We start from the raw sequence: 24,793 nt of genomic DNA on the forward strand, positions 1-24,793 counted from the left end.
CGAGCCACTACTTAGACAAGAGCTCGCAGGTGAACCCCGGCACGTACAGCCAATGTACGTGGTAGTATCCACGGCGAAGTAAGCATAAAAATGCTTAAGGGATCACGATGCAGAACAGCGCTTTGAAAGCCTGGTTGGACTCTTCTTACCTCTCTGGCTCGAACCAGAGCTGGATAGAACAGCTCTATGAAGACTTCTTAACCGATCCTGACTCGGTAGACGCTAACTGGCGTTCGACGTTCCAGCAGTTACCTGGTACCGGAGTCAAACCGGATCAACTCCATTCCACAACGCGTGAATATTTCCGTCGTCTGGCGAAGGATGCCTCACGTTACTCTTCTTCGATTTCCGACCCTGACACCAATGCGAAGCAGGTTAAAGTCCTGCAGCTCATTAACGCTTATCGCTTCCGTGGTCACCAACAGGCCAATCTCGACCCGTTAGGACTGTGGCAGCAAGATAAAGTGGCAGACTTAGATCCGTCTTTCCACGATCTGACCGAGGCCGATTTCCAGGAAAGCTTTAACGTAGGCTCATTTGCTATCGGCAAAGAGACGATGAAGCTGGGCGATCTGCTTGAAGCCCTCAAGCAAACCTACTGCGGCTCCATCGGCGCGGAATATATGCACATCACCAGCACCGAAGAAAAACGCTGGATTCAGCAGCGCTTCGAGGCAGGGCATGCCACCTTTACGGCGGAAGAGAAAAAACGCTTCCTGAGCGAACTCACCGCGGCGGAAGGTCTGGAACGCTACCTGGGCGCGAAATTCCCGGGCGCGAAACGCTTCTCGCTGGAAGGCGGCGATGCGTTGGTTCCAATGTTAAAAGAGATGATTCGTCACGCGGGTAACAACGGTACGCGTGAAGTGGTGCTGGGTATGGCGCACCGCGGTCGTCTGAACGTACTGATTAACGTGCTGGGTAAAAAATCTCAGGACCTGTTTGACGAGTTCTCCGGCAAACATAAAGAGCACCTCGGCACCGGTGACGTGAAGTACCACATGGGCTTCTCGTCTGACTTTGAAACCGACGGCGGCCTGGTACACCTGGCGCTGGCGTTCAACCCGTCGCACCTGGAAATTGTCAGCCCGGTGGTTATCGGCTCCGTGCGTGCGCGTCTGGATCGTCTGGACAACCCGAGCAGCAACATGGTTCTGCCAATCACCATTCACGGTGATGCGGCGGTTGCAGGGCAGGGCGTGGTTCAGGAAACCCTGAACATGTCGAAAGCGCGTGGTTACGAAGTGGGCGGTACCGTTCGCATCGTGATTAACAACCAGGTCGGCTTTACCACCTCTAACCCGCTGGATGCGCGTTCCACACCGTACTGTACCGATATCGGTAAGATGGTGATGGCGCCGATTTTCCACGTGAATGCGGATGACCCGGAAGCGGTTGCGTTTGTCACCCGTCTGGCGCTCGATTTCCGTAACACCTTTAAACGTGATGTCTTCATCGACCTGGTATGCTACCGCCGTCACGGCCATAACGAAGCCGACGAGCCGAGCGCAACCCAGCCGCTGATGTATCAGAAAATCAAGAAACACCCGACTCCGCGTAAGATCTATGCTGACAAACTTGAGCAGCAGAAAGTCGCGACGCTGGAAGATGCCACCGAAATGGTCAACCTGTACCGTGACGCGCTGGACGCGGGCGAGTGCGTGGTGAAAGAGTGGCGTCAGATGAACCTGCACTCCTTTACCTGGTCGCCGTACCTCAACCACGAGTGGGATGAAAGCTATCCGAACAAGGTTGAGATGAAGCGCTTGCAGGAACTGGCTAACCGTATCAGTACGGTGCCGGATGCGGTCGAAATGCAGTCTCGCGTGGCGAAGATTTATGGCGATCGTCAGTCCATGGCCGCAGGCGAGAAACTGTTTGACTGGGGCGGCGCAGAAAACCTGGCTTACGCCACGCTGGTCGATGAAGGCGTTTCCGTGCGTCTGTCTGGTGAAGACTCCGGTCGCGGTACCTTCTTCCACCGCCACGCGGTTATTCACAACCAGGCGAACGGCTCTACTTATACCCCGTTGCAGCACGTACACAACGGCCAGGGCGAGTTCAAAGTCTGGGACTCCGTGCTGTCTGAAGAAGCGGTGCTGGCGTTTGAATACGGTTATGCCACCGCAGAGCCGCGCACGCTGACCATCTGGGAAGCACAGTTTGGCGACTTCGCTAACGGTGCGCAGGTAGTTATCGACCAGTTCATCTCCTCTGGCGAGCAGAAATGGGGCCGTATGTGTGGCCTGGTGATGCTGCTGCCGCATGGTTATGAAGGTCAGGGCCCGGAGCACTCCTCCGCGCGTCTGGAGCGTTATCTGCAACTTTGTGCTGAACAGAACATGCAGGTTTGCGTACCGACTACCCCGGCACAGGTTTATCACATGCTGCGTCGTCAGGCGCTGCGCGGAATGCGTCGTCCGCTGGTTGTTATGTCACCGAAATCCCTGCTGCGCCACCCGCTGGCGGTCTCCAGCCTGGATGAACTGGCAAACGGCACCTTTATGCCGGCGATTGGCGAAATCGACGAACTGGATCCGAAAGCGGTGAAACGCGTCGTGCTCTGTTCGGGTAAAGTTTATTTCGACCTGCTTGAGCAGCGTCGTAAGAACGAGCAGAAAGATGTCGCCATCGTGCGTATTGAACAGCTCTATCCGTTCCCGCATCAGGCGATGCAGGAAGCGCTCAAGCCTTTCGCTCACGTACATGATTTTGTCTGGTGTCAGGAAGAGCCGCTCAACCAGGGCGCCTGGTACTGTAGCCAGCACCATTTCCGTGAAGTCATTCCCTTTGGAGCGTCTCTGCGTTACGCAGGTCGCCCGGCCTCCGCTTCACCTGCGGTAGGTTACATGTCCGTTCACCAGAAACAGCAACAAGATCTGGTCAATGACGCGCTGAACGTCGATTAATTAAAGGATACACAATGAGTAGCGTAGATATTCTGGTCCCTGACCTGCCTGAATCCGTAGCAGATGCCACCGTCGCAACCTGGCATAAAAAACCGGGCGACGCGGTTGTTCGTGATGAAGTGCTGGTAGAAATCGAAACTGACAAAGTGGTACTGGAAGTACCGGCGTCGGCAGACGGCATTCTGGATGCAGTTCTGGAAGACGAAGGCACGACCGTAACGTCTCGTCAGATCCTGGGTCGCCTGCGTGAAGGCAACAGCGGTGGGAAAGAAACCAGCGCCAAGTCTGAAGCAAAAGACTCTACTCCGGCGCAGCGTCAGCAGGCGTCTCTGGAAGAGCAAAACAACGATGCGCTCAGCCCGGCGATTCGCCGTCTGCTGGGTGAACACAACCTCGAAGCCAGCGCCATTAAAGGCACGGGTGTCGGTGGTCGCATCACCCGTGAAGACGTAGAAAAACATCTGGCGAAAGCCCCGGCTAAAGCGGCTGCGCCTGCCGCTGCCGCAGCTGCAGCGCCGGTTGCACCGCTGGCTGGCCGTAGCGAAAAACGCGTCCCGATGACTCGCCTGCGTAAGCGTGTGGCAGAGCGTCTGCTGGAAGCGAAAAACTCCACCGCCATGCTGACCACGTTCAACGAAGTCAACATGAAGCCGATTATGGATCTGCGTAAGCAGTACGGTGAAGTGTTTGAGAAGCGTCACGGCATCCGTCTGGGCTTCATGTCCTTCTACGTGAAAGCGGTTGTTGAAGCGCTGAAACGCTACCCGGAAGTGAACGCGTCCATTGATGGCGAAGATGTGGTTTATCACAACTACTTCGACGTGAGCATGGCAGTGTCTACGCCGCGCGGCCTGGTGACCCCGGTTCTGCGTGATGTTGATTCTCTGGGCATGGCTGACATCGAAAAACGCATTAAAGAGCTGGCGCTGAAAGGGCGTGATGGCAAATTGACAGTAGAAGATCTTACCGGCGGCAACTTTACCATTACAAATGGTGGTGTTTTCGGTTCTCTGATGTCTACCCCTATCATCAACCCGCCGCAGAGCGCTATCCTGGGCATGCACGCCATTAAAGATCGCCCGATGGCCGTGGATGGCAAGGTAGAAATTCTGCCGATGATGTACCTGGCTCTCTCTTACGACCACCGTCTGATCGATGGCCGTGAGTCGGTTGGTTTCCTGGTGGCGATTAAAGAGCTGCTGGAAGACCCGACTCGCCTGCTGCTGGACGTGTAGTCATTTTGTCCGGCGCGCGTCGCCGGACAGGAGCATCACCTGTAGGCCGGAGGGCGTTAAGCTCTCCGGCGAAACAAAGAAAGTCAGGATGAATATAGCCTGGCGATGATTACCTGAAGGATGGATAGAACACATGAACTTACATGAATATCAGGCAAAACAACTTTTTGCCCGCTATGGCTTACCGGCTCCGGTGGGTTATGCCTGTACTACTCCGCGTGAAGCAGAAGAAGCCGCTTCAAAAATCGGTGCAGGTCCGTGGGTAGTAAAATGTCAGGTTCACGCTGGTGGCCGCGGTAAAGCGGGCGGTGTGAAAGTCGTGAAGAGCAAAGAAGAGATTCGCGCTTTTGCTGAGCACTGGCTGGGTAAACGTCTGGTGACCTACCAAACGGATGCGCACGGTCAGCCGGTTAACCAGATTCTGGTTGAAGCAGCGACGGATATTGATAAAGAACTCTATCTGGGCGCGGTTGTAGATCGTTCCTCTCGTCGCGTGGTCTTCATGGCGTCTACCGAAGGCGGCGTGGAAATCGAGAAAGTGGCGGAAGAAACCCCGCACCTGATCCACAAAGTAGCACTGGATCCGCTGGCGGGTCCGATGCCGTACCAGGGTCGTGAGCTGGCGTTCAAACTGGGTCTGGAAGGTAAGCAGGTTCAGCAGTTCACCAAAATCTTCATGGGTCTGGCGACTATCTTCCTTGAGCGCGACCTGGCGCTGATCGAAATCAACCCGCTGGTTATCACCAAACAGGGCGACCTGATCTGCCTCGACGGTAAACTGGGCGCTGACGGTAACGCACTGTTCCGCCAGGCTGACCTGCGCGAAATGCGCGACCAGTCTCAGGAAGATCCGCGTGAAGCACAGGCTGCACAGTGGGAACTGAACTACGTTGCGCTGGACGGTAACATCGGTTGCATGGTTAACGGCGCGGGCCTGGCAATGGGCACCATGGACATCGTTAAACTGCACGGCGGCGAACCGGCTAACTTCCTCGATGTTGGCGGCGGCGCAACCAAAGAGCGCGTGACCGAAGCGTTTAAAATCATCCTTTCCGATGACAAAGTGAAAGCTGTTCTGGTTAACATCTTCGGCGGTATCGTCCGTTGCGACCTGATCGCTGACGGCATTATCGGCGCGGTAGAAGAAGTTGGCGTAAACGTACCGGTTGTCGTTCGTCTGGAAGGTAACAACGCCGAACTCGGCGCGAAGAAACTGGCTGATAGTGGCCTGAATATTATTGCAGCGAAAGGTCTGACGGATGCAGCAGAGCAAGTTGTTGCAGCAGTGGAGGGGAAATAATGTCCATTTTAATTGATAAAAACACCAAGGTTATCTGTCAGGGCTTCACCGGTAGCCAGGGTACTTTCCACTCCGAACAGGCGATTGCTTACGGTACGCAGATGGTTGGCGGCGTAACGCCAGGCAAAGGCGGCACCACGCATCTGGGCCTGCCAGTATTTAACACTGTGCGTGAAGCGGTAGACGCGACCGGTGCAACGGCATCTGTTATCTACGTTCCGGCACCGTTCTGCAAAGATTCCATCCTGGAAGCCATCGATGCAGGCATTAAGCTTATCATCACCATCACCGAAGGTATCCCGACGCTGGATATGCTGACCGTGAAGGTAAAACTGGACGAAGCAGGCGTGCGCATGATTGGCCCGAACTGCCCAGGCGTTATCACCCCGGGCGCGTGCAAAATCGGCATCCAGCCAGGCCATATCCATAAGCCGGGCAAAGTGGGCATCGTTTCCCGCTCTGGTACTCTGACTTATGAAGCCGTTAAACAGACCACCGACTACGGCTTCGGCCAGTCCACCTGTGTGGGCATCGGCGGCGACCCGATCCCGGGTTCTAACTTCATCGATATCCTGAAAATGTTCCAGGAAGATCCGCAGACTGAAGCGATCGTCATGATCGGTGAGATCGGCGGTAGCGCGGAAGAAGAAGCGGCGGCGTACATTAAAGATCACGTCACCAAACCGGTTGTCGGCTATATCGCAGGCGTTACCGCGCCGAAAGGCAAACGTATGGGCCACGCTGGCGCCATCATCGCGGGCGGTAAAGGTACGGCAGACGAGAAGTTTGCTGCACTGGAAGCGGCTGGCGTTCGTACCGTTCGCAGTCTGGCCGATATCGGCGAAGCGCTGAAAGTAGTACTGGGATAAAAATCCTCTCAGCTCCCCGGTAAGCTTCGAGAAATATGGAGCAGGGGAGCCTTATATGTTCGATTTCGACATGGTTGGCCATCGTATGATGGCCTTTTTTATTTCAGCATCACGCTGAACCCCGCATAAAGCGTGAACTGCGGCTGATAATCCCCTCTGTGCGCGACGGTCCACTGCGGTTCGACAAAGCTGTTAACGATATATCCGCCAATCGGCATCGCACGCCCCACACCCAACCCCACCGGAACATAGTAATCATCGTTTTTGACGTTATATGTCCAGATGCCGCTGGAGCGCATATACCAGCCCTTTGACATTTTGTAGATAACAAATGGCTGGAAGGTGGCGGTTTCAACATGGCTACGGTCATCATCGCCGGCGAAACTTTTTTGCCATTGCACCAGCGCCACTTTTAACCATTTAGGCGATGTATCGACGGCGACCGCCGCAAGCCCGGTCTGCCACTGCCCGGTCCCCAGTTCATCGCGCGATGCGGTGTTGGCGGTAATCAGCGGCCCGACGCCCAGCATCACGCCTTTTTGCTTGAGCAGAAAAATATCGAACAGGTTGATATCACCCAGCCCGGTGTCATAACCACCGGAAACCTGCGGGCGCGTGGCGATGGGCGCCGTTAAGCGCAGAATTTGCGGCACCGGAATGAGATCGCCTGCGGCAACAGGCATGGTGGCACGCAGTAGCGTATCGTTGGTGTGCTGATCGCTGTCGTAGAGGTTAGGCGTGTAGTAATCCTGAACGGATAATGATGTTGCCAGATGTAGCGGGTTGTTGGCTTTATCGACGGTGTCTTCGGCCCAGGCGTGCAACGTGCAGCACAGTAACGCGGGCGCCAGCAGATATTTTACATGAACCATAGCGTATCCTTTCCTGAATTCCCTGTGTAAGTGCGCATAAATTGCACTCAGTTCGCGGCGCGATTATAAAAACAGCCGTGAGTCAGGGAAAACGAGAAAGATGTAATTCATTGTAAAATAAGAATTTACTATAAATTCTGTGTAATAATATGGCTGATATTTATTCAGTGCACTGATTTATCCAGCCGCAGATCGTTTAATGCTGACGACGGGCAACCAGCGTAAAACGGTAATCGTCGCTTTTAAAAGCATTGCGGCTGTATTCGAAGCTCCGCCCATCGCTCAGAAAACCGCGCGAGATTTTCTCCAGAATGGGTTTACCCGGTGCGAGTTCCAGAGCGTCTATGGTTTCTGCGTCAGGAAGAATAGGGATCACTTCCTGTTCGCTGCGATCAATAACCAGCTTTTTCGTCTCTTCGATAAAATGGTACTTCGACCCTTCCATTACGCTCCAGGTGAGATCGGGAAATAGCGATAGCGGCATCCACGTCTCTTCCAGCGCCATTGGTTTTTGTTTTAGAAAACGCACGCGTTTGATGTGCCAGACTTTCTCGCCAGTCTGAAGCTGAAGTTTTTCTCTCAGGCTGTCATCGGCGGTAATCACTTCGAACACGCGTACTTCACTGTGGGTTTGCACATGGCGGTCAGCGATTTTCTCGTAAAAGCTGGTGAGCTGGTAGATATCGTAATTTACCCGTTCCTCTTTTACGTAGCTGCCGCTGCCCTGAATACTCTCAATCACCTTTTGCTCGGTGAGTTGTTTTAGCGCCTGGCGCACCGTTACCCGGCTGACGCCATATTCTGTCTGCAGAGCGGCTTCCGTGGGCAGGGCATCTCCCGCTTTTAACTCTCCGCGCTCAATTCGCTGGCGAATGGCATCGGCAATCTGACGGTAAAGGGGTTTTTTACTCATGATCATTCCGCACAATGATGTATCAGAAAAATAATACGACTCCGGCTGATTATGCGCGGTTACAGGAAATTGTAAACAATACAAATTAAATACAAATTATTCCTGTGAAGTGAAAGTGATCACATAAAGGTATTAATTTCCTGGGCAAAATGCGTGTTTTCTGCGCAGCGGTGCGCAGAATTTATGGCACAGGAAGGAACGTGATGAATCTGATGGCGTTGACACACTCTGACGCGGTCTGCCTGAATGCGCGGTTTAACAGCCGCGACGAGGCAATTCGCGAGCTGGCGCAGCGGCTGGTTGCGCTGGGAAAAATTTCTGACGCGGAGGTTTACTTACAGGAAGTATTTCATCGGGAATCGCTGGGTCCAACGGCGTTAGGAGAAGGGTTGGCAGTTCCTCATGGCAAAAGTAGTGCCGTCAAGGAGGCGGCGTTTGCGGTTGCCACGCTGGCGGAACCGTTGCAGTGGGAAGGCATTGATGGCCCTGAATCGGTGAGCCTGATTTTTCTGCTGGCAATTCCCCAGGCAGAAGCGGGTTCAACCCACATTCACATCTTAACGCAGCTGACTTCCCGCCTTGCAGATGATGACGTCCGTGCGGCGGTAATGGCGGCAACGACGCCGGAGGCGCTGCTGTCTTCTATTTCAATTTCCACCGTCGCGCATGATGTATCGCTCTCTGCCGATGCGCCGCTGGTGGTCTGCGTGACGGCCTGCCCGGCGGGTATTGCGCACACTTATATGGCGGCGGAATATCTGGAAAAGGCCGGGCATAAACTTGGCGTGCGCGTGGTGGTTGAAAAGCAGGGCGCGAACGGGATTGAAGGGCGACTGACGCCAGAGCAACTGACAACGGCACAGGCGGCGATTTTCGCTGCTGAAGTCGCGATTAAAGATGTTGAACGTTTTCGCGGAATTCCCTCGTTAAGCGTCCCGGTTGCCGAGCCGATTAAGCATGCGGAAAAACTGATTCAGCAGGCGCTGGCGCTGGAATCGACTCATGAGAAGCGGACAGGCGCAGTGCAGCAGCCGACAACGCGCGGTGTCAAAGCGGAACTCAAACAGGCGCTGCTTAGCGGTATTTCCTTCGCGGTTCCGCTGATTGTGGCGGGGGGAACGGTGCTGGCAGTGGCGGTTCTTCTGGCGCAAATGTTTAATCTCCAGCCTCTTTTCGAGCAGGAAAACTCCTGGCTATGGCTCTACCGTAAACTCGGAGGGGGCATGCTCGGGATTCTGATGGTGCCTGTGCTGGCGGCCTACACTGCATATTCCCTGGCCGATAAACCGGCGCTGGCACCGGGATTTGCCGCAGGGCTTGCCGCCAACATGATTGGTTCAGGATTTTTAGGGGCGATAGCGGGTGGTTTGATCGCCGGGTATCTGATGCGTTGGGTAAAAAATCACATCCGCCTGAGCAGCCGCTTTAACGGTTTCCTGACGTTCTATCTCTACCCGGTCATTGGCACACTGACTGCGGGAAGCCTGATGTTGTTTGTTATCGGTGAACCCGTGGCATGGATCAACAACAGCCTTACGGCCTGGTTGAATGGTTTATCGGGCAGTAATGCGCTGGTGCTTGGCGCCATTATTGGCTTTATGTGTTCGTTTGACCTCGGCGGGCCGGTGAATAAAGCCGCTTATGCCTTCTGTCTCGGGGCGATGGCAAATGGCGTGTACGGCCCGTACGCCATCTTCGCTTCCGTCAAAATGGTATCCGCGTTTACCGTAACCGCATCCACGATGATTGCGCCACGGCAGTTCAAATCGTTTGAGATCGAAACGGGCAAATCCACCTGGCTGCTGGGCCTCGCGGGGATCACTGAAGGGGCGATCCCCATGGCTATTGAAGATCCGCTGCGGGTGATCGGCTCATTTGTGATCGGTTCAATGGTAACGGGTGCGATCGTCGGTGCGATGAATATTGGCCTGCAAACGCCCGGCGCAGGCATCTTCTCTCTCTTTTTATTGCAGGATGGCGGGCTGGGGCGCGTGATGGCCGCGGCCGGCTGGTTCGGTGCGGCGTTGATAGGAACCGCAATTTCTACCTGCATTCTGGTGCTGTGGCGACGTCAGGCGATTCAGGCTGGAACCTACAACACACAAATCATTGACTAACTTTTTGAATGATTCAGGAAACGAAGATGAAAGCTGTATCTCGCGTTCACATTACGCCGCATATGCACTGGGACAGAGAGTGGTACTTCACCACTGAAGAGTCGCGGATTTTGCTGGTTAACAATATGGCGGAAATCCTGGCCCGGCTTGAGCAGGATGACGAGTATAAATATTACGTGCTGGATGGGCAGACGGCGATCCTGGAAGATTACTTCGCCGTGGTACCGGAAAACCACGAGCGCGTCAAAGCGCTGGTTCAGGCAGGAAAACTGATTATCGGCCCCTGGTATACGCAAACCGATACTACCGTTGTCGCGGGTGAATCCATCGTGCGCAACCTGATGTACGGGATGCGCGACTGCCTGGCGTTTGGTGAGCCGATGAAAATGGGTTATCTGCCCGATTCGTTCGGCATGTCCGGGCAGCTCCCGCATATCTACAACGGTTTTGGTATCAAGCGGGCAATGTTCTGGCGTGGCTGCTCTGAGCGCCACGGCAGCGATAAAACCGAGTTTCTCTGGCAAAGCCCCGATGGCAGCGAAGTGGTGGCGCAGGTGCTGCCGCTGGGTTACGCCATTGGTAAGTACTTACCTGACGATGAAACAGGGCTGCGTAAGCGCCTGGATAGCTATTTTACGGTGCTGGAAAACGCCTCAATCACCAAAGAGATTTTGCTGCCTAACGGTCACGATCAGATGCCGCTTCAGCAGAATATCTTTGCGGTGATGGACAAACTGCGCGAAATCTATCCGCAACGTGAATTTGTGATGAGTCGTTTTGAAACGGTTTTTGAACGCATCGAAGCGCAGCGCGAGAAGCTGGCGACGCTGACTGGTGAATTTAACGACGGTAAATATATGCGCGTGCATCGCACCATTGGCTCGACGCGCATGGATATCAAAATTGCGCATGCGCGAATTGAAAACAAAATCGTCAATATCCTCGAACCGCTCGCCACGATTGCCTGGTCGCTGGGCTTTGACTATCACCATGGTCTGCTGGAGAAAATGTGGAAGGAGATCCTCAAAAATCACGCCCACGACAGCATTGGCTGCTGCTGTAGCGATAAAGTTCATCAGGAGATTGCCGCGCGTTTTTGGCTGGCGGAGGATATGGCCGACAACCTGATTCGCTTTTATCTGCGTAAAGTTATCGACAATATGCCCGCCTGTGAACATGACCGGCTGGGGTTATTCAACCTGATGCCGTGGCCGCGCGATGAAGTTATCGACACCACGATTCGTCTGCGCGCCAGCCAGTTCCGGCTGGTGGATGAGCAGGGTGACGCAGTGCCCTATTTTATTCGCGCCAGCCGTGAAATCGACCCTGGCCTGATTGACAGGCAAATTGTCCACTACGGGAATTATGAACCGTTTATGGAGTATGACATCCAGCTGCGGCGGGTGCTTCCGGCGATGGGGTACATCTCGCTGCGGGTGATTGCAGGCGAAACGGGCGAGGTGAAAAACGTCTCTGCGACGGCGAGTTCGATGCTGGAAAATATAGCATGGCGTATCTCGCTCAACGCCGACGGTACGCTCAGAATGGAGGATAAAGAGAGCGGGTTGGTCTACAACCGGGCGCTGGAGTTCGAAGAGAGCGGTGATGACGGCGATGAATATGACTATTCTCCGCCGAGAGAGGACTGGATATTAACGTCTGCTGCCTATCCACATGACGTAGAGATCGTGAAGGAAGGCTGGCGCAGCAAAGCGATTTTACGCAGTACCCTGACCGTTCCACTCAATCTGGCCGAGCGCGCCGCCCGCAAGCGTAACGGGCATGTTGCAATCGAAACCACCATTACACTGAGCGACAACAGTAAGCGGATTGATTTTGACGTGCAGGTCGTTAATCAGGCCGACGATCATCGTTTACGCGTTCGCCTGCCCGTGCCGTATCGCGCGCAAACGGTGCTGACCGACACCCAGTTTGGTTCGATGATGCGCCCGGTTAAGGATGAAGCCATGAACGGGTGGGAACAGGAAGGCTGGAAAGAAGCTCCGGTACCGGTGTGGAATTTCCTTAATTACGCGGCGTTACAGCATGGGGTTAACGGTATAGCGCTCTTCAGTGAAGGGCTGCGGGAGGTGGAAATCATCGGTGAAGATAACAGCGCGTTCGCGTTAACGCTGTTGCGTGGAGTAGGGCTTCTGGGAAAAGAGGATCTGCTCCTGCGGCCCGGTCGTCCTTCGGGAATCAAAATGGCGGTACCGAATTCGCAGCTACGCGGCACGCTGCACTGCCGCTTTAGCCTGTGGCCGTTTAGCGGAACGCCGCTGAATACGGGCGTGGCGCAACAGGCGCGAAGCTGGCTCACGCCCGTTCAGTGCTATAACAAAATTCCCTGGGATGCGATGAAGCTTAATCGCGCGGCCATAACCGTGCCGGAACACTTTAGCCTTCTCACACTCTCGTCCGTCGGCTGTGCGCTCAGCGCGCTGAAGAAAGCAGAAGACAGGCCTGAACTGATTGTTCGGCTCTATAACCCGTCGGCGACGGAGTGCTCGGACGCGCAGATTACGTTCAATCAACATCAGGTGCAGAGCGTTGAAACGGGGATGGATGAACGACCACGTTCCGGTGCAGAGGGGAGGGATATTTGTCACGAGTCGGTGCGTTTCCGCCCTTGTCAGTCGCGCACCTTTAGCATCGCGCGCGTAAAATAAGTCCGTAGAGAGGCAAAAGCCGGTCTGGCCGTTTTTGCCTCTTTTTTGAATAATTAAGTGATGGTGTTAATTTTGTCTGCATTTCAAGTGAATAAAATGTAATTATTCAAAAAGGATTCAGGTTTCCTGGCAAAATACTGTGAGTCGGCTAACATTAACTATTCTGCATAACTTCATTCTTTAAATTCCTTCTTCGGTTAAAAACTCTCGTCTCTTTTTTCGCATTATCCCTTCATGAAAATTCTCTGAGATAATTTTTAAACATACATGTAACATTCATTTCACTGATCACATCTAATAAAAACATTATTAACAAAAATAGATAAAATTGATTTATATCAATACGTAAATACTGGATATGCACCATAAAAGTAGTTAAATTGTCCTGGATCAAAGTGGCTGCAACCCGCCTGATTAGCTATAAATTGATCACCGTCGAAAATCGTAAATCTAATACAATAAAAACCTGTTTATTGTAAGGATATTACAGAGTAATATATTTTAGGGATCAATTGAGTTGTTTTTTAACGTATTTGTAACCTTTGCTCACGACTGATATCGGCTAACGCGAACGGTCAGGAGTGGGGGAGGGCGCAAATAAATTTGTATTGGGGCATGTGTATGAACCCTGTCCGCAGGTTCATTCTCGGAGTCTTCATGCGATGAGCAAGGAGTCATGATGTTAGATATAGTCGAACTGTCGCGCTTACAGTTTGCCTTGACCGCGATGTACCACTTCCTTTTTGTGCCACTGACGCTCGGTATGGCGTTCCTGCTGGCCATCATGGAAACGGTTTACGTCCTTTCCGGCAAACAGATTTATAAAGATATGACCAAGTTCTGGGGCAAGTTGTTTGGTATCAACTTCGCACTGGGCGTGGCCACCGGCCTGACCATGGAGTTCCAGTTCGGGACTAACTGGTCTTACTACTCCCACTACGTGGGCGATATCTTCGGTGCGCCGCTGGCCATTGAAGGTCTGATGGCCTTCTTCCTCGAATCCACCTTTGTAGGTCTGTTCTTCTTCGGTTGGGATCGCCTGGGTAAAGTGCAGCACATGGCGGTGACCTGGCTGGTTGCGCTGGGCTCAAACCTGTCCGCACTGTGGATCCTGGTGGCAAACGGTTGGATGCAAAACCCAATCGCTTCCGACTTCAACTTTGAAACCATGCGTATGGAGATGGTGAGCTTCTCCGAGCTGGTACTGAACCCGGTAGCCCAGGTGAAATTCGTTCACACCGTGGCTTCAGGTTACGTCACCGGCGCGATGTTCGTGCTCGCTATCAGTTCCTGGTACATGCTCAAAGGCCGTGACTTCGCGTTCGCTAAACGTTCCTTTGCTATCGCAGCAAGCTTCGGTATGGCGGCGATTCTTTCCGTTATCGTTCTGGGTGATGAATCCGGCTACGAAATGGGCGACGTGCAGAAAACCAAACTGGCAGCCATCGAAGCAGAATGGGAAACCCAGCCTGCGCCGGCGTCGTTCACGCTGTTTGGTATTCCTGATCAGGATAAGCAGGAAAACCACCTTTCTATTCAAATCCCTTACGCACTGGGCATCATTGCGACCCGTTCTGTTGATAAACAGGTTACCGGTCTGAAAGATTTGATGGTGCAGCACGAAGAGCGTATCCGTAACGGGATGAAAGCTTACTCGCTGCTCGAACAGTTGCGTTCCGGCGCGACCGATCCGGCTGTGCGTGAGCAGTTTAACGATGTGAAGAAAGATCTGGGCTATGGCCTGTTGCTGAAACGCTACACGCCGAACGTGGCGGATGCGACGGAAGAGCAGATTGCCAAAGCGACCAAAGACTCTATCCCACGTGTCGCGCCGCTCTATTTTGCCTTCCGTATCATGGTGGCGTGCGGTGTGCTGATGCTGCTGATTATCGGCGCCTCCTTCTGGACCGTTATTCGTAACCGTATCGGTGAGAAAAAATGGCTGCTGCGCGCGGCGTTCTACGGCTTACCGCTGCCATGGATTGCTGTGGAAGCGGGCTGGTTTGTCGCCGAGTATGGCCGTCAACCGTGGGCAATTGGTGAAGTATTGCCAACCGCTGTGGCGAACTCTTCGCTGACAGCAGGCGATCTTATCTTCTCAATGGTGCTGATTTGCGGTCTTTACACGCTGTTCCTGGTGGCCGAACTGTTCCTGATGTTCAAGTTCGCACGCAAAGGGCCAAGCAGCCTGAAAACCGGTCGCTATCACTTTGAGCAGTCCTCTGCGACTACTCAGCCGGCACGCTAAGACAGGAGTCGTCAAATGATCGATTATGAAGTATTGCGTTTTATCTGGTGGCTGCTAATCGGCATCTTGCTGATTGGTTTCGCAGTCGCTGACGGCTTCGACATGGGGGTGGGCATGCTCACCCGTTTCCTCGGTCGTAATGACACCGAGCGTCGAATCATGATCAACTCTATCGCGCCACACTGGGACGGAAACCAGGTATGGCTCATCACTGCCGGCGGCGCGCTGTTTGCTGCCTGGCCGATGGTGTATGCCGCTGCGTTCTCCGGCTTCTATGTCGCGATGATTCTGGTGCTGGCGTCTTTATTCTTCCGTCCGGTGGGCTTCGACTACCGTTCGAAAATTGAAGACACCCGCTGGCGCAACATGTGGGACTGGGGCATCTTTGTGGGTAGCTTCGTTCCACCGCTGGTGATTGGCGTGGCGTTCGGTAACCTGCTGCAGGGCGTACCGTTCCATGTTGATGAGTATCTGCGTCTTTACTACACCGGTAACTTCTTCCAGCTGCTGAACCCGTTTGGTCTGCTGGCAGGTGTGGTGAGCGTAGGGATGATCCTGACGCAGGGCGCAACCTACCTGCAAATGCGTACGGTGGGTGAACTGCATCTGCGTACCCGCACCACCTCTCAGGTGGCGGCGCTGGTGACGCTGGTGTGCTTCGCGCTGGCAGGCGTTTGGGTCTACTACGGCATTGACGGCTATGTGGTGAAATCGGTAATGGATCACACCGCTGCCTCTAACCCGCTGACCAAAGAAGTCGCACATGAAGCGGGCGCGTGGATGACCAACTTTAACAACATGCCGGCGCTGTGGGCGATTCCGGTACTGGGTGTGGTGATTCCGCTGCTGACTATCCTGATGACACGTCTGGATAAAGGTGCATGGGCGTTCCTGTTCTCCTCACTGACGCTGGCGTGCATTATCCTGACCGCCGGTATCGCCATGTTCCCGTTCATCATGCCGTCCAGCACGATGTTTAACGCGAGCCTGACCATGTGGGATGCAACGTCCAGCCAGCTGACGCTGAGCGTGATGACTTATGTCGCTGCGGTATTCGTACCTATCATTCTGCTGTACACCACCTGGTGCTACTGGAAAATGTTTGGTCGTATCACCAAAGAAGACATTGAACGCAACACCCACTCTCTGTACTAAGTAAGGAGCTTAAAATGTGGTATTTCGCATGGATTTTAGGAACGCTTCTTGCCTGTGCCTTTGGGATAATCACTGCACTGGCGCTGGAACACGTCGAAGCGACCAAAGCAGGTGAAGAAAAATAGTGATGAAAATTATCGCAACGCTGTACGCGATAATGGATAAGCGCCCCCTGAGGGCGCTTTCCCTTGTTATGGCCCTGCTGCTGGCAGGTTGCATCTTCTGGGACCCGACGCGTTTCGCGGCGAAGACCAGCGAGCTTGAAATCTGGCACGGTTTTCTGCTGATGTGGGCTGTGTGTGCAGGCGTCATTCATGGCGTGGGTTTCCGCCCTCGCGCGCTCCACTGGCAAGGGATTTTCTGCCCGCTTATCGCCGATTTAGTCCTTCTTGCAGGTCTGATTTTTTTCTTCCTGTAACCAGGAAACATCCGCAAATATTTATGGGCTTGCAATAGCCCATAAAAATTTACTCTCCGTTTACCTCTCCCCATTCCAAACCACGATTACCGCGCGTATAGTAGCGAAGTTCAAAAGCTCAAAATTTTTTGCATTACCGGGATGTAAAGTGAATACAACGCTGTTTCGATGGCCGGTTCGTGTTTATTACGAAGACACCGACGCCGGTGGTGTGGTTTATCACGCCAGCTATGTCGCTTTCTATGAGAGAGCACGCACAGAGATGCTGCGTCATCATCATTTCAGCCAACAAGTGTTGCTGGAAGAGCGCGTCGCGTTTGTGGTGCGTAAAATGACGCTGGAGTATTTTGCGCCGGCAAGGCTCGACGATATGCTCGAAGTCCAGACGGAAATTACATCAATGCGCGGCACGTCACTCGTGTTCACGCAGCGGATTGTCAACGCTGAGAATAAAGTGCTGAACGAAGCTGAAGTACTGATTGTCTGTGTTGATCCACTCATCATGAAGCCTCGTGCGCTTCCCAAGTCTATTGTCGCGGAGTTTAAGCAGTGACTGACATGAATATCCTTGATTTGTTCCTGAAGGCTAGCCTTCTGGTTAAACTTATCATGTTGATTTTGATTGGTTTTTCAATCGCATCCTGGGCCATCATCATCCAGCGGACCCGTATTCTTAACGCGGCAGCGCGTGAAGCTGAAACGTTTGAGGATAAATTCTGGTCCGGAATCGAACTTTCTCGCCTTTATCAGGAGAGTCAGGGACGCCGCGATAGTCTGGCCGGTTCGGAACAAATCTTCTACAGCGGGTTCAAAGAGTTTGCCCGTCTGCACCGTGCAAACAGTCATGCGCCGGAAGCCGTGGTTGAAGGGGCGTCGCGTGCGATGCGTATCTCCATGAACCGCGAACTGGAAACGCTGGAAACGCATATTCCGTTCCTCGGCACCGTCGGTTCCATCAGCCCGTATATCGGTCTGTTCGGTACCGTTTGGGGGATCATGCACGCCTTTATCGCGCTGGGCGCGGTGAAACAGGCGACGCTGCAAATGGTTGCGCCGGGTATCGCAGAAGCGTTGATCGCCACGGCTATCGGTCTGTTTGCCGCAATCCCGGCGGTTATGGCTTACAACCGTCTGAACCAGCGCGTCAACAAACTGGAGCTGAACTACGACAACTTTATGGAAGAGTTCACCGCCATTCTGCACCGTCAGGCGTTTACCGTTAGCGAGAGCAACAAGGGGTAAGCCATGGCCAGAGCACGTGGACGCGGACGTCGCGAACTGAAGTCCGAAATTAACATCGTTCCGCTGCTGGATGTGTTGTTGGTGCTGTTGCTGATCTTTATGGCGACGGCGCCGATCATCACACAGAGCGTGGAGGTTGATCTGCCGGATGCAACCGAATCGCAGGCCGTTAGCAGCAACGATGATCCGCCGGTGATCATCGAAGTTTCGGGTGTTGGGCAGTACAGCGTGGTGGTTGAAAAGGATCGCTCCGATCAACTGCCGCCAGAGCAGGTTATCGCTGAAGCGAAAAGCCGCCTGCAGGCCAATCCGAAAACGGTCTTCTTAATTGGGGGCGCGAAAGACGTGCCTTACGATGAAATAATTAAAGCGCTAAACCTGTTACACAGCGCCGGTGTTAAATCTGTCGGGTTAATGACCCAGCCGATCTAACCCTCGGCGTGTGGTCTGTAAGCGTTGCATGCATATTGGCAACGCTTACAGGCTGACGGGCGAGCAGTTTTTGGGAACCGAGAGTGTCAAAGGCAACCGAACAAAACGACAAGCTTAAACGAGCGATAATTATTTCAGCAGTGCTGCACGTTATCCTGTTTGCAGCACTCATCTGGAGTTCGTTCGATGAGCACATGGATGCTGCGGCCGGTGGCGGCGGTGGTTCGGCCATCGATGCTGTGATGGTCGACCCCGGTGCCGTGGTTGAAAATTACCAGAAGCAGCAGAAATCCAGCGCTAAACAGCAGGCCGATAACGCCGCGAAGAAAGCGCAGCAGCAAAAAGAAAAAGAAGCCAAAGAAGCTGCCGAAAAAGCAGCGGCTGAAGCGAAAGAAAAAGCAGACGCTCAGGCGAAAGAGGCAGCAAAAGAAGCAGCCGAAGCGGCGAAGAAAGCCGAAGCTGACGCGCAGAAACAGGCTGAAGAAGCCGCGAAAGCGGCAGCCGATGCCGCGAAGAAAGCGCAAGCCGATGCGGCCAAAGCAGCGGCTGACGCACAGAAACAAGCCGAAGCAGAAGCTGCGAAAAAAGCGGCTGCTGATGCGAAGAAAGCGGCAGAAGCGGAAGCGGCCAAAGCGGCGGCGGCCGCGAAAAAAGTAGCCGAAGCAGAAGCGGCGAAAGCGGCAGCTGAAGCGGCGAAAAAAGCCGAAGCCGAGGCTGCGAAGAAAGCGCAAGCAGAGGCTGATAAGAAAGCCGCTGCCGCTGAAAAAGCAGCAGCGGAAAAAGCTGCCGCCGCCGAGAAAGCGGCAGCAGACAAGAAAGCTGCGGCTGAGAAAGCGGCTGCTGATAAGAAAGCAGCAGCAGAAAAAGCGGCTGCCGATAAAGCCGCTGCAGCGAAGAAAGCAGCAGCGGATAAAGCAGCTGCCGACAAAGCGGCTGCGGCGAAGAAAGCAGCAGCAGATAAAGCCGCTGCCGCATCCGGCGTTGACGACCTGCTGGGCGATCTCAGCTCAGGTAAGAATGCGCCGAAAGGTAACACCAGTGGTACCGCTGGGGGCTCATCTCCTGCTAAAGGTAATAAGCCGGGGCAGGGTGGTGCGTCTCAGGCAGAAATCGCGTCCTATATCGCACAGGTTCAGGCCGCGATCCGTGGGCATCTCTATGACTGGGATACCTACAAAGGTAAAACCTGTACGCTACGTGTAAACCTGGCGCAGGATGGAACTGTATTGACCGTTAAACAGGAAGGCGGCGATCCGGCGTTTTGTCAGCAGATGCTGTCAGCAACCAGTCGGATGACCAAATTCCCCAAACCGCCTTCACAGGCTGTATGGGAAACGTTCAAAAATGCACCACTGGACTTCAAACCTTAAGTTATATTTTCCCCATGTAAATGGGGAAAATAAAGGCAGCGCGGTCGCAGGGTTTTGGTAGTTTTGTGTATTTGAGTTTGTTAACATTCTGCTAAATTATCGTGGGCTTTCCGTCCAGATAAGGGAGATATGATGAAGCAGGCATTACGAGTAGCATTTGGTTTCTTAATGCTGTGGGCAGCGGTGCTGCACGCAGAAGTACGTATCGAGATCACCCAAGGGGTAGACTCGGCACGTCCAATTGGCGTGGTTCCCTTCCAGTGGGCCGGGCCGGGCGCAGCGCCTGAAGATGTCGGCGGTATCGTCGGCGCAGACCTGCGTAATAGTGGTAAATTTAACCCGTTAGACCGAGCCAAACTGCCACAGCAGCCAGGTACGGCGCAGGAAGTTCAACCTGCGGCATGGTCTGCGCTGGGTATTGACGCGGTTGTCGTCGGCCAGGTCTCACCTAACGCTGATGGCAGCTATACTGTTGCCTACCAGCTGGTCGATACCGGCGGTGCGCCGGGTACCGTTCTGGCACAGAACTCTTACAAAGTGAACAAGCAGTGGCTGCGTTATGCAGGCCATACTGCCAGTGACGAAGTGTTCGAGAAGCTGACCAGCATCAAAGGCGCGTTCCGTACACGTATTGCCTACGTTGTGCAGACTAACGGCGGTCAGTTCCCGTATGAACTGCGCGTGTCTGACTACGATGGCTACAACCAGTTCGTGGTTCACCGTTCACCGCAGCCGTTAATGTCTCCGGCATGGTCTCCGGATGGTTCCAAACTGGCTTACGTAACCTTCGAAAGCGGCCGTTCTGCGCTGGTTATCCAGACGCTGTCCAACGGTGCGGTTCGTCAGGTTGCGTCGTTCCCGCGTCACAACGGTGCGCCAGCGTTCTCTCCGGATGGCAGCAAACTGGCGTTTGCCCTGTCTAAAACCGGTAGCCTGAACCTGTATGTGATGGATATCGGCTCTGGCCAGATCCGTCAGGTAACCGATGGTCGCAGCAACAACACCGAACCAACCTGGTTCCCGGACAGTCAGAATCTGGCCTTTACTTCTGACCAGGCCGGTCGTCCGCAGGTGTATAAAGTTAATGTAAACGGCGGTGCTCCGCAGCGTATTACCTGGGAAGGTTCTCAGAACCAGGATGCGGATGTGAGCAGCGACGGTAAGTTTATGGTAATGGTGAGCTCCAATGGTGGGCAGCAGCACATTGCCAAACAAGATCTGGAAGCGGGTGGCGTACAAGTATTGTCGTCAACGTTCCTGGACGAAACGCCAAGTCTGGCACCTAACGGCACTATGGTAATCTACAGCTCTTCTCAGGGGATGGGATCCGTGCTGAATCTGGTTTCTACAGATGGGCGTTTCAAAGCGCGTCTTCCGGCAACTGATGGACAGGTCAAATTCCCTGCCTGGTCGCCGTATCTGTAATAATAAATAATTGAATTATTAAAGGAATCAAAGAAATGCAACTGAACAAAGTGCTGAAAGGACTGATGCTGGCTCTGCCGGTAATGGCAATCGCTGCGTGTTCTTCTAACAAGAATGCAAGCAACGATGGCAGCGAAGGCGGCATGCTGAACGGCGCTGGCACTGGTATGGATGCAAACGGCAGCGGCAACATGTCCTCCGAAGAGCAGGCTCGTCTGCAGATGCAACAGCTGCAGCAGAACAACATCGTATACTTCGATCTGGACAAATACGATATCCGTTCTGACTTCGCTGCAATGCTGGATGCGCACGCTAACTTCCTGCGTAGCAACCCGTCTTACAAAGTCACCGTAGAAGGTCACGCGGACGAACGTGGTACTCCTGAGTACAACATCTCCCTGGGCGAACGTCGTGCAAACGCTGTTAAAATGTACCTGCAGGGTAAAGGCGTTTCTGCTGACCAGATCTCCATCGTTTCTTACGGTAAAGAAAAACCTGCAGTACTGGGTCATGACGAAGCGGCTTACTCCAAAAACCGTCGTGCCGTACTGGTTTACTAAGAGAATTGCATGAGCAGTAACTTCAGACATCACATGTTGAGTCTGTCGTTACTGGTTGGCATAGCGGCCCCCTGGGCCGCTAATGCTCAGGCGCCAATCAGTAGTGTCGGCTCAGGCTCGGTCGAAGACCGTGTCACCTCCCTTGAGCGTATTTCTAATGCTCATAGTCAACTTTTGACCCAACTCCAGCAACAACTCTCTGATAACCAATCTGATATCGACTCTCTGCGTGGTCAAATCCAGGAAAGTCAGTACCAGATGAACCAGATTGTTGAGCGCCAGAAGCAGATCCTGTTGCAGATTGACAGTCTGACGAGCGGCGGCGCTGGCGCACAGACGCAACAGGCGTCCGGTGAGCAGGGCGGCAGCGCGACGGCGACGCCAGCACCGGCAGCCGACGCAGCGGCCTCTGGCGTGCCTGCGCAGACGGGTGACGCCAATACGGACTACAACGCAGCGATTGCACTGGTGAAGGATTCCTCTCGCCAGGACGACGCAATGGCGGCGTTTCAGAACTTCGTCAAAAAATATCCTGATTCAACGTATCAGCCGAATGCCAATTACTGGCTCGGTCAGTTGAATTACAACAAGGGTAAAAAAGACGATGCGGCGTACTATTTTGCCTCGGTGGTGAAAAACTACCCGAAATCACCGAAAGCGGCTGACGCGATGTTTAAGGTCGGGGTGATCATGCAGGATAAAGGGGATACTGCTAAGGCGAAGGCAGTGTACCAACAGGTGGTTACGAAGTACCCAGGCACCGATGGTGCTAAACAGGCTCAGAAACGCCTTAATGGGATGTAATGCCTGAAGCATGACCAGGAATCGCGTTATTTCTGGTCATGCCGCATGAAACATAAGCACTTAAGTGATCTTCGTCGAAATATTTGTTGCGCTCAATTCTGAAATCAGTAATATATGCCGCCGTTGCAACGGGATATTAAACATCTCGAAAACAACGTAAAAGTGGGTCGTTAGCTCAGTTGGTAGAGCAGTTGACTTTTAATCAATTGGTCGCAGGTTCGAATCCTGCACGACCCACCACTTAAAGCAGTATCCAGCGCAGTATCGGGTGATTAGCTCAGCTGGGAGAGCACCTCCCTTACAAGGAGGGGGTCGGCGGTTCGATCCCGTCATCACCCACCACCGGGTCGTTAGCTCAGTTGGTAGAGCAGTTGACTTTTAATCAATTGGTCGCAGGTTCGAATCCTGCACGACCCACCACTTTAACATCGAATGACGATGTTAACCGTGTAGGATAACGTTGCATAGCAACGGCCCGTAGGGCGAGGCGAAGCCGAGTCATCCTGCACGACCCACCATCATTCTGGTGGAGTCGGTGGAAGCAGTTTGTAGTATCCAGCGCAGTATCGGGTGATTAGCTCAGCTGGGAGAGCACCTCCCTTACAAGGAGGGGGTCGGCGGTTCGATCCCGTCATCACCCACCACTCGGGTCGTTAGCTCAGTTGGTAGAGCAGTTGACTTTTAATCAATTGGTCGCAGGTTCGAATCCTGCACGACCCACCAATTTTAGATTGGTAACCGAGTAAAAATCTTTCAGGCAACACCCGAATGGGTCGTTAGCTCAGTTGGTAGAGCAGTTGACTTTTAATCAATTGGTCGCAGGTTCGAATCCTGCACGACCCACCATCCTGAATGATTTAAGCAGTAAAATCCCGCAAGGGGTCGTTAGCTCAGTTGGTAGAGCAGTTGACTTTTAATCAATTGGTCGCAGGTTCGAATCCTGCACGACCCATCAATGTAAAAAGGCGCCCTAAAGGCGCCTTTTTGCTATCTGGGGTTTAGGAAATTGTCCGCATCGCCTTGTAGGTCGGGTAAGCGCAGCGCCGCCCGGCACCGCCCGCACAAAACTCTCCCTAAAATCTCCACGACTTTTCCCCTCATTTCAGCTATCTTGTTTAGCATATAAAACACCGGTGCCCGATTGATGCGTTTTATACGCCTGTTATCGGCAATATCGTTAAGTCAGTAAAACGAGACAGCATGATGAGCGTGATGTTTGACCCAGAAGCCGCAATTTACCCCTTCCCACCAAAGCCGGTGGCCCTCAGCGTGGATGAAAAGCAGTTCTACCGCGAGAAAATCAAACGCCTGCTGAAAGAACGCAATGCGGTGATGGTGGCGCATTACTACACCGACCCGGAAATTCAGCAACTGGCGGAAGAGACAGGGGGATGCATCTCTGACTCTCTGGAGATGGCGCGTTTTGGTGCAAAGCATCCGGCAACGACCTTGCTGGTCGCCGGTGTGCGTTTTATGGGCGAGACGGCGAAAATCCTTAGCCCTGAGAAAACCATTCTCATGCCCACACTGCACGCGGAGTGTTCGCTTGATCTTGGCTGCCCCAGTGAAGAGTTTAACGCCTTCTGTGATGCGCATCCGGATCGCACTGTCGTGGTCTATGCCAATACTTCCGCCGCGGTAAAAGCGCGCGCGGATTGGGTGGTGACCTCCAGCATCGCGGTTGAACTCATTGAGCATCTCGATAGTTTAGGTGAAAAAATCATCTGGGCACCGGATCGCCACCTTGGCAGTTATGTGCAGAAACAGACCGGCGCAGATGTGCTGTGCTGGAAGGGCGCCTGTATCGTGCATGATGAATTCAAAACCCAGGCACTTGCGCGTATGAAAGCGTTGTATCCCCAGGCGGCCATTCTGGTACACCCGGAGTCGCCTCAGGCGATTGTCGATATGGCTGATGCCGTGGGCTCAACCAGCCAGCTTATCAACGCCGCGAAAACGCTGCCGCATCCACAGCTGATTGTCGCGACCGACCGTGGGATTTTTTACAAGATGCAGCAGGCCGTACCGGAAAAAGAACTGCTGGAAGCGCCGACGGCGGGGGAAGGTGCCACCTGCCGCACATGCGCACACTGTCCCTGGATGGCGATGAATGGTCTGAAAGCCATTGCTGAAGGGTTGGAGCAGGGCGGTGCCGCGCATGAAATCCACGTTGATGAGACGCTGCGTCAGGGCGCGCTGGTGCCGCTGAACCGCATGCTTGATTTTGCGGCTACACTTCGGGGATAGCGTGATAA

The 24,793-nt window shown here is 53.6% G+C and carries 20 protein-coding genes and 7 tRNA genes; 25 read left to right on the forward strand and 2 right to left on the reverse strand.

The features are described from left to right. Window positions 1-107: 107 nt before the first annotated feature. The 4 genes from sucA to sucD all read left to right on the forward strand — a co-directional run bounded on the left by sucA (window position 108) and on the right by sucD (window position 6,313). Window positions 108-2,909: a 2-oxoglutarate dehydrogenase E1 component gene (gene sucA / locus ACWWFX_RS11380; RefSeq protein WP_276218343.1), complete on the forward strand. Its 2,802-nt coding sequence runs from the start codon at window positions 108-110 to the stop codon at window positions 2,907-2,909. Between the two features lie 14 nt (window positions 2,910-2,923). Next, the gene (odhB, locus tag ACWWFX_RS11385; protein ID WP_456147428.1) at window positions 2,924-4,144 is read left to right on the forward strand and encodes a 2-oxoglutarate dehydrogenase complex dihydrolipoyllysine-residue succinyltransferase; all 1,221 of its coding nucleotides are present in this window, start codon (window positions 2,924-2,926) and stop codon (window positions 4,142-4,144) included. Between the two features lie 133 nt (window positions 4,145-4,277). After that, window positions 4,278-5,444 (forward strand): ADP-forming succinate--CoA ligase subunit beta, encoded by a 1,167-nt coding sequence (gene sucC, locus ACWWFX_RS11390; protein ID WP_015965313.1) that lies wholly within the window; start codon window positions 4,278-4,280, stop codon window positions 5,442-5,444. Next, window positions 5,444-6,313, forward strand: coding sequence for a succinate--CoA ligase subunit alpha (sucD, locus tag ACWWFX_RS11395; RefSeq protein ID WP_276218338.1), 870 nt, complete (start codon window positions 5,444-5,446; stop codon window positions 6,311-6,313). Before sucC ends, sucD begins: the two co-directional genes overlap by 1 nt. A gap of 98 nt (window positions 6,314-6,411) precedes the next feature. Here sucD and ACWWFX_RS11400 read toward each other — a convergent pair whose 3' ends face one another. Beyond that, the gene (locus tag ACWWFX_RS11400; RefSeq protein ID WP_473223830.1) at window positions 6,412-7,185 is read right to left on the reverse strand and encodes a hypothetical protein; all 774 of its coding nucleotides are present in this window, start codon (window positions 7,183-7,185) and stop codon (window positions 6,412-6,414) included. Window positions 7,186-7,381: 196 nt separating this feature from the next. Then, window positions 7,382-8,098 (reverse strand): GntR family transcriptional regulator, encoded by a 717-nt coding sequence (locus tag ACWWFX_RS11405; RefSeq protein WP_473223831.1) that lies wholly within the window; start codon window positions 8,096-8,098, stop codon window positions 7,382-7,384. A 203-nt stretch (window positions 8,099-8,301) separates the two neighbouring features. Here ACWWFX_RS11405 and mngA point away from each other — a divergent pair, with 203 nt between their 5' ends. The 21 genes from mngA to nadA all read left to right on the forward strand — a co-directional run bounded on the left by mngA (window position 8,302) and on the right by nadA (window position 24,785). After that, complete coding sequence (gene mngA, locus ACWWFX_RS11410) at window positions 8,302-10,215, forward strand: PTS 2-O-a-mannosyl-D-glycerate transporter subunit IIABC (RefSeq protein WP_473223859.1); 1,914 nt, start codon at window positions 8,302-8,304, stop codon at window positions 10,213-10,215. A 26-nt stretch (window positions 10,216-10,241) separates the two neighbouring features. Then, on the forward strand, window positions 10,242-12,884 hold the full coding sequence (gene mngB, locus ACWWFX_RS11415) for a mannosylglycerate hydrolase (protein WP_473223832.1): 2,643 nt from the start codon (window positions 10,242-10,244) through the stop codon (window positions 12,882-12,884). A 679-nt stretch (window positions 12,885-13,563) separates the two neighbouring features. Then, a complete protein-coding gene (cydA, locus tag ACWWFX_RS11420) occupies window positions 13,564-15,132 on the forward strand; it encodes a cytochrome ubiquinol oxidase subunit I (RefSeq protein ID WP_149464558.1) in 1,569 nt (522 codons plus the stop codon). Window positions 15,133-15,147: 15 nt separating this feature from the next. Beyond that, window positions 15,148-16,287 (forward strand): cytochrome d ubiquinol oxidase subunit II, encoded by a 1,140-nt coding sequence (gene cydB, locus ACWWFX_RS11425; protein WP_473223833.1) that lies wholly within the window; start codon window positions 15,148-15,150, stop codon window positions 16,285-16,287. A gap of 14 nt (window positions 16,288-16,301) precedes the next feature. Next, window positions 16,302-16,412 (forward strand): cytochrome bd-I oxidase subunit CydX, encoded by a 111-nt coding sequence (cydX, locus tag ACWWFX_RS11430; RefSeq protein ID WP_015965304.1) that lies wholly within the window; start codon window positions 16,302-16,304, stop codon window positions 16,410-16,412. A 2-nt stretch (window positions 16,413-16,414) separates the two neighbouring features. Next, window positions 16,415-16,705: a cyd operon protein YbgE gene (ybgE, locus tag ACWWFX_RS11435; protein ID WP_108473870.1), complete on the forward strand. Its 291-nt coding sequence runs from the start codon at window positions 16,415-16,417 to the stop codon at window positions 16,703-16,705. Window positions 16,706-16,853: 148 nt separating this feature from the next. Next, the gene (gene ybgC / locus ACWWFX_RS11440; RefSeq protein WP_276218331.1) at window positions 16,854-17,258 is read left to right on the forward strand and encodes a tol-pal system-associated acyl-CoA thioesterase; all 405 of its coding nucleotides are present in this window, start codon (window positions 16,854-16,856) and stop codon (window positions 17,256-17,258) included. Further along, on the forward strand, window positions 17,255-17,947 hold the full coding sequence (gene tolQ, locus ACWWFX_RS11445) for a Tol-Pal system protein TolQ (RefSeq protein WP_015965301.1): 693 nt from the start codon (window positions 17,255-17,257) through the stop codon (window positions 17,945-17,947). Before ybgC ends, tolQ begins: the two co-directional genes overlap by 4 nt. 3 nt (window positions 17,948-17,950) lie before the next feature. Next, the gene (tolR, locus tag ACWWFX_RS11450; RefSeq protein ID WP_015965300.1) at window positions 17,951-18,379 is read left to right on the forward strand and encodes a colicin uptake protein TolR; all 429 of its coding nucleotides are present in this window, start codon (window positions 17,951-17,953) and stop codon (window positions 18,377-18,379) included. An 83-nt stretch (window positions 18,380-18,462) separates the two neighbouring features. Further along, window positions 18,463-19,749 (forward strand): cell envelope integrity protein TolA, encoded by a 1,287-nt coding sequence (tolA, locus tag ACWWFX_RS11455; protein ID WP_276218327.1) that lies wholly within the window; start codon window positions 18,463-18,465, stop codon window positions 19,747-19,749. A 132-nt stretch (window positions 19,750-19,881) separates the two neighbouring features. Next, complete coding sequence (gene tolB / locus ACWWFX_RS11460; RefSeq protein ID WP_015965298.1) at window positions 19,882-21,174, forward strand: Tol-Pal system beta propeller repeat protein TolB; 1,293 nt, start codon at window positions 19,882-19,884, stop codon at window positions 21,172-21,174. Window positions 21,175-21,209: 35 nt separating this feature from the next. Continuing rightward, window positions 21,210-21,734, forward strand: a complete 525-nt coding sequence (pal, locus tag ACWWFX_RS11465) for a peptidoglycan-associated lipoprotein Pal (protein WP_015965297.1) — start codon at window positions 21,210-21,212, stop codon at window positions 21,732-21,734. A gap of 9 nt (window positions 21,735-21,743) precedes the next feature. Further along, window positions 21,744-22,538 (forward strand): cell division protein CpoB, encoded by a 795-nt coding sequence (gene cpoB, locus ACWWFX_RS11470; protein WP_231828133.1) that lies wholly within the window; start codon window positions 21,744-21,746, stop codon window positions 22,536-22,538. A 164-nt stretch (window positions 22,539-22,702) separates the two neighbouring features. Then, a tRNA-Lys gene (locus tag ACWWFX_RS11475) sits at window positions 22,703-22,778 on the forward strand. A 26-nt stretch (window positions 22,779-22,804) separates the two neighbouring features. Beyond that, a tRNA-Val gene (locus ACWWFX_RS11480) sits at window positions 22,805-22,880 on the forward strand. Between the two features lie 2 nt (window positions 22,881-22,882). Continuing rightward, window positions 22,883-22,958, forward strand: a tRNA-Lys gene (locus tag ACWWFX_RS11485). Between the two features lie 148 nt (window positions 22,959-23,106). Next, a tRNA-Val gene (locus ACWWFX_RS11490) sits at window positions 23,107-23,182 on the forward strand. Between the two features lie 3 nt (window positions 23,183-23,185). Next, window positions 23,186-23,261 (forward strand) — tRNA-Lys (locus ACWWFX_RS11495). Between the two features lie 47 nt (window positions 23,262-23,308). Further along, window positions 23,309-23,384, forward strand: a tRNA-Lys gene (locus ACWWFX_RS11500). A 33-nt stretch (window positions 23,385-23,417) separates the two neighbouring features. Then, window positions 23,418-23,490: transfer RNA gene (locus ACWWFX_RS11505), tRNA-Lys, on the forward strand. 251 nt (window positions 23,491-23,741) lie between these two features. After that, window positions 23,742-24,785: a quinolinate synthase NadA gene (gene nadA, locus ACWWFX_RS11510; protein ID WP_473223860.1), complete on the forward strand. Its 1,044-nt coding sequence runs from the start codon at window positions 23,742-23,744 to the stop codon at window positions 24,783-24,785. Window positions 24,786-24,793: the final 8 nt, after the last annotated feature.

This window comes from Pseudocitrobacter sp. 2023LY-00077 (genome assembly GCF_055796175.1).

Bases quoted from the DNA above. Each gene is read 5' to 3' on its own strand.
- ybgE (WP_108473870.1), top strand. From the start codon at position 16,415: ATGAAAATTATCGCAACGCTGTACGCGATAATGGATAAGCGCCCCCTG.
- odhB (WP_456147428.1), top strand. From the start codon at position 2,924: ATGAGTAGCGTAGATATTCTGGTCCCTGACCTGCCTGAATCCGTAGCA.
- ACWWFX_RS11400 (WP_473223830.1), bottom strand. From the start codon at position 7,185: ATGGTTCATGTAAAATATCTGCTGGCGCCCGCGTTACTGTGCTGCACG.
- mngA (WP_473223859.1), top strand. From the start codon at position 8,302: ATGAATCTGATGGCGTTGACACACTCTGACGCGGTCTGCCTGAATGCG.
- sucD (WP_276218338.1), top strand. From the start codon at position 5,444: ATGTCCATTTTAATTGATAAAAACACCAAGGTTATCTGTCAGGGCTTC.
- cpoB (WP_231828133.1), top strand. From the start codon at position 21,744: ATGAGCAGTAACTTCAGACATCACATGTTGAGTCTGTCGTTACTGGTT.
- cydB (WP_473223833.1), top strand. From the start codon at position 15,148: ATGATCGATTATGAAGTATTGCGTTTTATCTGGTGGCTGCTAATCGGC.
- cydA (WP_149464558.1), top strand. From the start codon at position 13,564: ATGTTAGATATAGTCGAACTGTCGCGCTTACAGTTTGCCTTGACCGCG.
- mngB (WP_473223832.1), top strand. From the start codon at position 10,242: ATGAAAGCTGTATCTCGCGTTCACATTACGCCGCATATGCACTGGGAC.
- tolR (WP_015965300.1), top strand. From the start codon at position 17,951: ATGGCCAGAGCACGTGGACGCGGACGTCGCGAACTGAAGTCCGAAATT.
- nadA (WP_473223860.1), top strand. From the start codon at position 23,742: ATGAGCGTGATGTTTGACCCAGAAGCCGCAATTTACCCCTTCCCACCA.
- sucC (WP_015965313.1), top strand. From the start codon at position 4,278: ATGAACTTACATGAATATCAGGCAAAACAACTTTTTGCCCGCTATGGC.
- cydX (WP_015965304.1), top strand. From the start codon at position 16,302: ATGTGGTATTTCGCATGGATTTTAGGAACGCTTCTTGCCTGTGCCTTT.
- sucA (WP_276218343.1), top strand. From the start codon at position 108: ATGCAGAACAGCGCTTTGAAAGCCTGGTTGGACTCTTCTTACCTCTCT.
- ACWWFX_RS11405 (WP_473223831.1), bottom strand. From the start codon at position 8,098: ATGAGTAAAAAACCCCTTTACCGTCAGATTGCCGATGCCATTCGCCAG.
- pal (WP_015965297.1), top strand. From the start codon at position 21,210: ATGCAACTGAACAAAGTGCTGAAAGGACTGATGCTGGCTCTGCCGGTA.
- tolB (WP_015965298.1), top strand. From the start codon at position 19,882: ATGAAGCAGGCATTACGAGTAGCATTTGGTTTCTTAATGCTGTGGGCA.